Source organism: Frankia sp. BMG5.23 (assembly GCF_000685765.2).
Classification (GTDB): Bacteria; Actinomycetota; Actinomycetes; order Frankiales; family Frankiaceae; genus Frankia; species Frankia casuarinae.
The window spans coordinates 1-8,426 of record NZ_JDWE01000095.1 but is presented as its reverse complement, the minus strand read 5'-3'; the positions used below and the strand labels follow the sequence as shown (position 1 = coordinate 8,426).

Genomic DNA, 8,426 nt, shown 5'->3' with positions numbered 1-8,426 from the left:
TGATCGGCATGCGCGGCTACCAGACCCGCAGCACGCGGCGCAGCACGGGAACCATCGCGGTCATGGGCCAAGCGGTGTGGCCGGCGATTCTGGACGTCGATACGTGGGAGCAGATCCGGGCGATCCTCACGGACGCCTCGCGGCGGACCAACACCAACGCGCAGAAGCTTCGGCGCATGCTGGCGGGGTTCGTCTACTGCGCCTCGTGCGGGCACAAGCTGACCGGGAACGGCACGAACGGGACGCGGCTCTACTGCCAGCGGCGTGACGGCCGCTGTCCGGCCAAGGTCCGAATCGGGGAAGCCTTCCTCGTCGGGCTGGTCTCCCGTGCCGTGCGGGGGCGTCTCGACGAGCTGGTTCTCCAGCCTGTGGCCATGGACGACCCGGCCGCCGCTGAGCTGGCGACGTTGGAGGCCCGCAAGAGCGCGCTGGCGGACCGGTGGGCATCCGGGAAGATGGACGATGACGCCTACGACGATGCCCACAAGGCCATCGTCCGCCAGATCCGCGCGGCCGAGGCCCGGATGCACACCAGCGCGCGACGGCGCGCCACGCTGCCCGTGGAGGGCGCCGTGGGCTGGGACGGGCTCGGCGAGGACATCGCGGCCAAGCGGGTGATCCTCACCCAACTGATCGACGGTGTGATCGTCGGCGGAAACGGGACTGTCGAGGGTGATGATGTTCAGCGTGTGCGGATCGTGTGGCGAGACCTGAACGACCCCCGGTAGCCCACGTCACCGCAGAAGGCCCCGGCGTCTGCCGGGGCCTTCGTCGTACCTGCCCGCTATGACCCTTTGAGAGCCACACTGGCACGTTAGAACCGCCTTCCCCGCTGGCAGGGGGGGAGAGATTCCGTCCCTGGACCGTTAGCGGGCCGAGCGTGAAGGGGCCGAAGAGTCAGCGGGAGTGCCACCGTCACGGCGACACGCCGTTGCCCACGCCGTGACGGCGGCACGCTGTGCACGATTCTCGGCGGCCTGGGCGGCGCGCGGGCACCGTGCCGATAAGCGCCCCCTGCGGAGCAGGATGCGACGTCACAGCGGGATGGTGCAAAGCCAGCGACACGGCGCGTCGGTGGAACCAGGGCGCTGACCTGCGACGCTGTGACGTACGCGGCCGATGCCAGCGATCAATGGTCCACATTAACCAGTCCACTCTGACTATCCCCGCTGGGCACCCGACCCGCACAGCGATCTTGCACGACAACCACGGTTGTCGATTGCGAAGCGGCAGCTACCCGACCCGCGACGAAGCATCTCCTTGGCTGACAACCAAGGTTGCCGGTGTGGGTCGTAACGTGACGATCGTGCCGGCCGGCCGGCCGGCCGGGCTGCGCTGCCCGACCGCCTCGCCAGGCGCTCAGCGGCCCGGTGCCGCAGGTCGGCAACGTCCGGGGTGCAGGTCATAACGAAGGCCAGCGTCACGGGGCTCTCGCCCTTGCTGGTGCGGCCGGCACATCGTGCCAGCCGTGGCCGGGTGGGAACCGAAGGAGTTCCCGAAATCGGTAGCGACTCCGGGAGCGGTCCGGTAATCTTTCAGTCGCTGCCCGCAATCAACCAGAATCTGGGCTGCTTCGGCCTCGCTTATCGTCGCGGGCGCCACGGCTGATGCTCACGGAAGGAGACCAGCGCAATGACGCCACCGGATGACCTCGTCATCGTGGTAGAGGAGTTGGCCACGATCCAGGACCGCGGCGACTTTCAGACCTCTGATGGACCCGTCGGTGACAGCGGCGAGAACAGGGACGGCTAAGCATCGACGTTAGCTGTCGCCGTACGACCCTGCCTCTCTTTCATCTGTTTCGGTTGGTTTTTCATGGCGATCTGGGTGCAGGCCGAAGGAGCCACCATGTAAAGGATGTTGATGGATCATCAGCTCATCCGCGATATAAAGACCGCGTTGGCATGGTCCAGACCCAGCTCGACACCCTCCCGGTTCCTACGGGGGACTCTTCCTGATTCTGGGATATGCCCCAGGGTGCTCACGCCGACCAGATTTCTAGACCTGATAATGAGACGAAGCCTTGTCTCGCCCCAGATGCGGTGCTTTCAAAACGAATCAGAGCTGCATCCAAACTCCTTGCTTCAGATGAACACGACGAGGCGAGGGCAGGTCACTCCGATGGTCGATATGCGCCGGCTGGCCGGACTTTTGCAATCAGGCTGCACCCTGGTGTTGGACGCGGTCAACCACTTTGATCCGACGCTAGAGGTTGCGTGCCGAGCGTTTCAATGGTGGTTGCGCGCGCCTGTGCAGGCGAACGTGTACCTCACAACGGGCGACGCGGCGGGTTTCTCCCTACACTGGGATGATCACGACGTCATCGTCCTACAGTTAGCTGGCGACAAAGAGTGGGAGGTCCGGGGTCCGTCTCGCCGTGCTCCCATGTACCGCGACGCCGCACCCAATACTGAGCCTCCCAAAGACATCGTGTGGTCTGGTACCGTGAATACCGGTGACGTGTTGTATATTCCCCGGGGCCACTGGCATCGGGCGAGCCGCACCAGCAGAGGTGACGGGTTTAGCCTTCATGCTACCTTTGGGTTCACGAGACGAACGGGCGTCGATTGGTTGGCTTGGCTTGCGGACCAGTCGCGCCGCGAAGAGGTGTTTCGGGAGGATCTGAATCAGCGGGGAGAAGACCCGAAAGAACATCAAAACGACGGCGAGAAAATTATTGTTGCCGCATCGCGTCTTCTTACGTCACATCCGCCGGCCCATTACTTGGAATCCGTGGCGCATGCCACCTCCGCAGGCCGGTATGTCTCCACAGCCGGCATTTTTGGTCCGCCATCCGCGGTCGTGTGCGTTACTGATTTTCCACCTCAGATAGAGACCCAGGGCGATACAGTGGCGGTCGCGACGGCGGAGAAACGGATCGTCTTCACCAGGAAAGCATTACCAGCCCTTGGGTTGCTTCTGTCGGGCAATCCTGTGTGCCTTGACTACGTATCGTCCGCAGCGGGGATCGATGGCGCGCGCCTTGGGGAGATACTTGTCCGGGAGGGCATATGCGCGGAACTGACTCCGGAATTATTCTCGGGCTATACCGGTCTGACCACAGACGGCAAGCTTTAGAGGATGCCCTTGCCGTTGGCATTCAATGCCTAGACACAAGCTACAACTATCATGGGTTCGACTCGCATCGCCTTCTCTCAAGCGTCGTGGGCGATTTACTTTCCATGTTCTCCATCTCGACGAAAGTCGGCTTCTTCCGAGAGTCCGGACGGGTAGTTCACACCCTCGCTCCCGGCCGGCTTCGCCGTGCGGTGGAGGAATCAGCGTGCGACCTTGGACGCATCCCGGACGTCGTCTTTCTGCATAATCCTGAGAAGTCCCTTGTGGGAGTGAGCCCCGTACAAGCCCGTGAGCGCTTGGATGCGGCGTGCGCGGCGCTGTATGAAGCGGTAGCCATGGGTCTGTGCGCGTCGTGGGGAATATCGTCCTGGGATACGGCGCCGCTGATCCGGGCGCTTGACGGCGATCTCTTCGCGAAGGCTCCCACGCCAGACGTGCTCATGGTCCGCGCGGGGCTGACGGTGCCGTCTGACCAGCTCGACGCGAGCGAGCGGGCGGCGCAACGTCTGGGCGTCCCGTCCGATCGCCTGTGGGGGATGAGCCCGTTCGGCGGGGACGCCGCACGCGACGTCTGGAAGAGAATTAAGGCGGCCACCTTTCTTCAGCCAAACGAAGAAGGGTCAAATGTGCAAGCCGTCTTCCGCGTGTCATATGAGCTGCCAAGAGTAACGCGGATAGCCGTGAGTTCCGGCAGCACAGACCATATGAGGGAACTTGTGTCAGCCGAAGCGCTAAAGGTTGACCTAGACCAGATCGCTCGTTATCGGCAGCTCCTCCGTGAGAGAGGCGCTCACATCTGAAGGTCTTTCACCAGCCTTTCGACAGCCTGACATGCCGGCTCGTGAAGCGGCCCTGAATACGAGGCGGGCGCGCTGACAATGTCCGCGCACAGAAATAGCGTCATGATCTTACCTGTCTTGCTTTCCAGTTCCTCTCTGTACTCTCGGTAGATGCGGCTGGCGAGGTCGGGAATTGCCAGGCTGTTGACCCACAGGTTCGCTGGGTCCAATCCGCGCGGCGCCATTCCCCAGTCTTCCCAGTCAAGCAGCATACATTCTGGTGCCGTGAGATTCGCCCAATTTAGGTCGGCATGCGCGGCTGACCATTGCTCGATCCTAGTGTCGATCTTGCCGCCACAGGCCCGACTGATTGCCAGGTCCACCCGCGCTTGCGTTATTGTCTCGGTGTGAGGAGTAGCTAGCCGGGTGGTCGAATGCCCGGCAAGCGCGGCCAGCGAAGATCTCAGCGTCGCCCACCACGCCTCAGAAAGGTCGGGATCGGTAGTGAGGATACCACCGGGTTTAACGGGATGATCCGCGACGAAATCTGTCTCGTCAGCCCTCCACATGAGATCCTGGTCGGGATCGTTCCAAGAGACGCTTTGCCTCCAGACGGGCCGGGCCACGCCATGAAGCATCGATGAGGTCTCTGTTCCGTTCCATCCCTGACCGGTCATCTTCTCTGGAGATCGAACCTCAACACGGACCCAGGTTCCTCTATCGCTGGCGAGGCCAATTGAGCGTCGCTTCCGCACGACCGCGGTTCGGTCAAAGTGAACGTCTAGTGATCGCTCGACACGTTTCAAGACGTCGTTATAGGATCCCGACCTGAGATCCAATTTAGCGCGGACGTTTGGCACGATGGAAACCCTATCTCTCTCGTCGCTCGGGCGGAGTGTCACCCGTCCGCCTGCGTTCGAGCGCCACGCGGACGGGCAACAATAGTGAAGACGTGTAAAATGCTATCTCGGCGCCCTGTGGACACCGTATCGGCTGTTAGGCCGTGAACTCTCCATCCGTCACACCACGCACGAACGCCGACCATTCCGCACTGGTAAAGACCAGCGCAGGCCCGGTTCCATGGTCCTTGCTGTCCCGTAGGGCGACAAGGCCGCCGTCAAGGAATGCAACCTCGACACACTCACCCTTAGCGTTGCTGTAGCTACTCTTGCGCCACACCGCGCCGGAAAGATCGTGACTGTTCATGGTTCGAGACTCCTAGCTCGATCAATGAGCATCTTGGTGCTCGCGTCCCGCTCGGCCGCAGATTCCCACATCGCGCTGAACGACTCTTCGTATTGCTCTACCTCACGATCTTTCTCTAGATACAACGCTCCGGTAAGTCCCTCCACGTAAACCGTTGGCGGTTCCCCCGCTCGTCCGGTTCCGTTCTCGGGAAACCGAAGAACGACGAACGGACCCGACGTGACGCCCGTGTGTAGGCCGGCACTGAACGGCATTACCTTGATCGTGACATTAGGCAGCCGGTTTACGTCCGCAATCCGTTCGAGTTGCTGTGCGAGCACCTTCGGGCCACCAACGGGGCGATGCAGAATCGACTCGCTGAGAACAACATTCAGGACCGGGGGATCGGTCACTCGGGTCAGCAACGCCTGCCGGGCCATGCGTACATGAACTCGCCGGTCTATTTCGTCGTTCTCGATATCGGGGTCTTCCGCTCGGATCAGGGTCCGTGCGTACTCCTCTGTTTGGAGGAGACCGGGAACGAGTTCCGCCTGGTAGCACCAGAGGCGAGAGGCTGCCTCTTCGAGCCCGATGTACAGGTCGAGCCAGGCCGGGATGACGTCGCCGTAGCTGTGCCACCAGCCGCGCGCCTTCGTCTCCTTCGCGAGCCCCATCAGCGCCTCGGTCAGGTCGGTGGGTGCACCGTAGATCCGGCACATGATCTCTACGTCAAAGCTCCGAAGCGAGGTCAGCCCCGACTCGATGCGCCAGATCTTGGCTTCGGACCACTCCAGGCGCCGTGCGGCTGCCCGCACGGTCAGCCTCGCCTGGTTTCGAAGATCGCGTAGGTACCGGCCGAGCTGGCGGCGCGGCACGGTCGAGCCCGTCGTCGTGCTGCCTTCTGGCATCGCCCCTCCTTCGGTTTGAGGGTAGTCCATCACCCGAAATGAAAGACTCCGGTCGCTGTTTCGCAACAATATCAACATCTCTCAGCTTGCATTGTGAGTCTTGCATGTTGGGTCCTCACGGTGTTTGACTTCTGCGTGACAGCAGGCGCGCCGAGAGTGGCCGCCTGGCCGCCTACGGCGCTGCCATCGGCGGACGCTCGCGTCTCTCTGCGTTGCCAAGGAGCCCTCCTCGGCGGCATCTGCCGCGCCCTGCTGTCTGCGGCACGGAGACGGAGGCGCGGCGCGGGGGCTGCCCGTCGCAGACCGAAGGGAGAGGGTCCATGGACGAACGCCGGTTCGTGGTGTGGGACGCGGACGGACGACCGCTCGGGGCATTCCCCGACTTCGACACCGCCCACGAGTGGGCGCACGTGCGGATGCGGCAGGCGCGAACCCGCCTCCCCCTGACACTCGACGACCGTGTAGCGAAGGTCAGCCGCCGCCTATCCCACGCCCGCTGTGAGCTGGTGGCGTGGGCCGAATTCGCCGTGTTGCCCGGCTGTGACCTGCCCGCTCTCGGCGCAGCCGCAGCCGCAGCCGCAGGCGACACGGCGCGGCGCCAGCCTGCACAGCACTCACGGTCGTGACCATCCGGATCATCGGCCGCTGGGCTGCCGTCCGCGCGCTGACCGCCGCACGGGGCTCAGCATGACTGGTGACTCATCGCCTGTGATCCGGGTGGCCGTGGCGCACTTCCCGCCGACAGCCGCCGCCGTTCCCGACGTGCGCACGAGCACGGCCTGCACGCTCAGGGAATGGTCAGTCGACTCCGACACCGTCAACACTGTCGAACTCGTCGTTTGTGAATTGACCTCGAATGCCGTGAAGGCGAGCCGCCCGGAAGACGTCGTGGCCATACGGCTCACCGCGACAGGAGAATACGTCCTTGTTGAAGTGCGGGACGGCAACGACACCGCTCCCCGTATCAAAAGCCCGGACCTGTTCAGTGAGGACGGACGCGGCCTGCTGATGGTCGACGCGCTGTCGCGCCGATGGTCGTGGTGGAGAGTAAAGACCGGCGGAAAAGTTGTCTGGGCCGAGATTCCCGGTGGTTTGCAAGCCACGCCGCCGCCGACGCAGGCCGCTACGCCGATGCCGACGCGGACACCGAGGGTCGGGCCGCAGCCTACGGCGCCGGTCGTCTACCGCACCGACCCGGAGACCCTGCGGCGGGTCGCTGACGCGCTGCGCGCGCTGGACCCGTGGCACCGGACCCCCTCCGGCCGCAGCTTGCCCGAAGCTGTGCCGCACCGGGCCTGACGCATCGCAACCTGGCCGGGAAAGGGGGAACATGGGGCGAGCTGGTATGCGAGCGGAACAGAATGCGCTACGGGTCCACCTGTTGCATGCGGGAATGACGCAGGCCGAGATAGCCGACGAGTTCATCCGACGTTATCAACTTCGCCCTCGCGCCGCTTTCCGCCACGCGCACGGCTGGACGCAGCTACAAGCCGCCGACCACATCAATAGACAAGCGGCCCGTCTCGGCCTTGACCCGGACGGCAGGGCTTCCATCACCGGTCCCTATTTGTGTGAACTGGAGCATTGGCCGGANACGTCCGCGCGGCGAAGGCTCACCCCGCAGATTCTCGCGCTGCTGGCGACCGCGTACGGCACCGACGTTCACCGGCTGGTGGACGCCTCCGACCGCGTGCGGATGCGGCCGGCGGACCGGCTGGTGATCGACGCCATGACGTGCGTGCGCCAACCGGCCACCTGCCCCCGCTGCCGCCGCCGGGAACCAACCGCGATGCCCCGGATGCCGAGGGCGCGGCCGGATGCGCTGGCGTCGTCCGGGAGCCTCGCTGTGTCGGCACACCCCCTGCCCATCGGGTAGCCGTACCGGTCGCCGTGCCGGTCCCCTGTTTGAGCGGCGACCCCGCAAGGGCGCCGCTGGCGCAGGCCACCGGCTCCGCTGGGACTGCCCAAGGACAGCCCGACTCGTAGCCCTACAGGCCACGTGTTCACATCTGGACGACCTCGGCCGCTGGGCATCCGCACGCTCGCAGGCTCCCGCATGGGTCGCTACGTTCCTGTTCGGTATGAATTATCCAAACTTCCCGTCCGTCCGCCCACCGGAGCACCCATCGGCCCGCCCACCGGACCACCTGTAAAGATGGGTGGGTCTGAGATGTCGCACTGGCGCAGGTCAAAGCACCTGCCACACCCACCCAAGCACTCCGCGACTTAAGAGCGTGTCTTGCGTGGCTGCCCGGGGTACATATCGATCATGGATGTGTTGGAGAGCAGCCTTGCCGGGCGGCTGGTCCCGGACGAGTTGNGGGAGCTGGTGGAACCGCTGCTGCCCCGGTTCGAGGCCCGCTGGCAGGGCGGTGGGACTGCCCCGATCGAGGATCGGGCGGTGTTTACCGCGGTGGTCTACGTGCTGACCTCGGGGTGTGCTTGGCGGCATCTGCCGTCCGAGTTCGGGGTGTCG

Annotated in this window: 10 protein-coding genes; 7 read left to right on the top strand and 3 right to left on the bottom strand. The window is 64.1% G+C overall.

All coding sequences use genetic code 11. From position 1 onward, the window contains the following. The 3 genes from BMG523DRAFT_RS21160 to BMG523DRAFT_RS21155 all read left to right on the top strand — a co-directional run. Nucleotides 1-728 (top strand): zinc ribbon domain-containing protein (locus BMG523DRAFT_RS21160; RefSeq protein ID WP_200923141.1); only part of this gene is annotated, 728 nt, incomplete at its 5' end. A 1,135-nt stretch (nucleotides 729-1,863) separates the two neighbouring features. Continuing rightward, the gene (locus BMG523DRAFT_RS23805; protein ID WP_023841915.1) at nucleotides 1,864-3,078 is read left to right on the top strand and encodes a cupin domain-containing protein; all 1,215 of its coding nucleotides are present in this window, start codon (nucleotides 1,864-1,866) and stop codon (nucleotides 3,076-3,078) included. Continuing rightward, a complete protein-coding gene (locus BMG523DRAFT_RS21155; RefSeq protein ID WP_035912887.1) occupies nucleotides 3,012-3,878 on the top strand; it encodes an aldo/keto reductase in 867 nt (288 codons plus the stop codon). Before BMG523DRAFT_RS23805 ends, BMG523DRAFT_RS21155 begins: the two co-directional genes overlap by 67 nt. Here BMG523DRAFT_RS21155 and BMG523DRAFT_RS23800 read toward each other — a convergent pair. The 3 genes from BMG523DRAFT_RS23800 to BMG523DRAFT_RS21145 all read right to left on the bottom strand — a co-directional run bounded on the left by BMG523DRAFT_RS23800 (nucleotide 3,869) and on the right by BMG523DRAFT_RS21145 (nucleotide 5,950). Further along, complete coding sequence (locus BMG523DRAFT_RS23800) at nucleotides 3,869-4,534, bottom strand: hypothetical protein (protein ID WP_202795704.1); 666 nt, start codon at nucleotides 4,532-4,534, stop codon at nucleotides 3,869-3,871. The genes BMG523DRAFT_RS21155 and BMG523DRAFT_RS23800 overlap by 10 nt on opposite strands. Before the next feature lie 319 nt (nucleotides 4,535-4,853). Continuing rightward, on the bottom strand, nucleotides 4,854-5,063 hold the full coding sequence (locus BMG523DRAFT_RS21150) for a DUF397 domain-containing protein (RefSeq protein WP_011434862.1): 210 nt from the start codon (nucleotides 5,061-5,063) through the stop codon (nucleotides 4,854-4,856). Continuing rightward, on the bottom strand, nucleotides 5,060-5,950 hold the full coding sequence (locus tag BMG523DRAFT_RS21145) for a helix-turn-helix transcriptional regulator (protein ID WP_011434863.1): 891 nt from the start codon (nucleotides 5,948-5,950) through the stop codon (nucleotides 5,060-5,062). Before BMG523DRAFT_RS21145 ends, BMG523DRAFT_RS21150 begins: the two co-directional genes overlap by 4 nt. 320 nt (nucleotides 5,951-6,270) lie before the next feature. Here BMG523DRAFT_RS21145 and BMG523DRAFT_RS21140 point away from each other — a divergent pair, with 320 nt between their 5' ends. The 4 genes from BMG523DRAFT_RS21140 to BMG523DRAFT_RS21125 form a co-directional block, all read left to right on the top strand. Then, complete coding sequence (locus BMG523DRAFT_RS21140; protein ID WP_011434864.1) at nucleotides 6,271-6,576, top strand: hypothetical protein; 306 nt, start codon at nucleotides 6,271-6,273, stop codon at nucleotides 6,574-6,576. A 61-nt stretch (nucleotides 6,577-6,637) separates the two neighbouring features. Beyond that, nucleotides 6,638-7,249, top strand: coding sequence for an ATP-binding protein (locus BMG523DRAFT_RS21135; protein ID WP_011434865.1), 612 nt, complete (start codon nucleotides 6,638-6,640; stop codon nucleotides 7,247-7,249). Nucleotides 7,250-7,295: 46 nt separating this feature from the next. Continuing rightward, nucleotides 7,296-7,826, top strand: coding sequence for a hypothetical protein (locus BMG523DRAFT_RS23795; protein WP_235463352.1), 531 nt, complete (start codon nucleotides 7,296-7,298; stop codon nucleotides 7,824-7,826). A 402-nt stretch (nucleotides 7,827-8,228) separates the two neighbouring features. Beyond that, a partial coding sequence (locus tag BMG523DRAFT_RS21125) for a transposase (protein ID WP_368671135.1) occupies nucleotides 8,229-8,426 on the top strand: 198 nt, incomplete at its 3' end.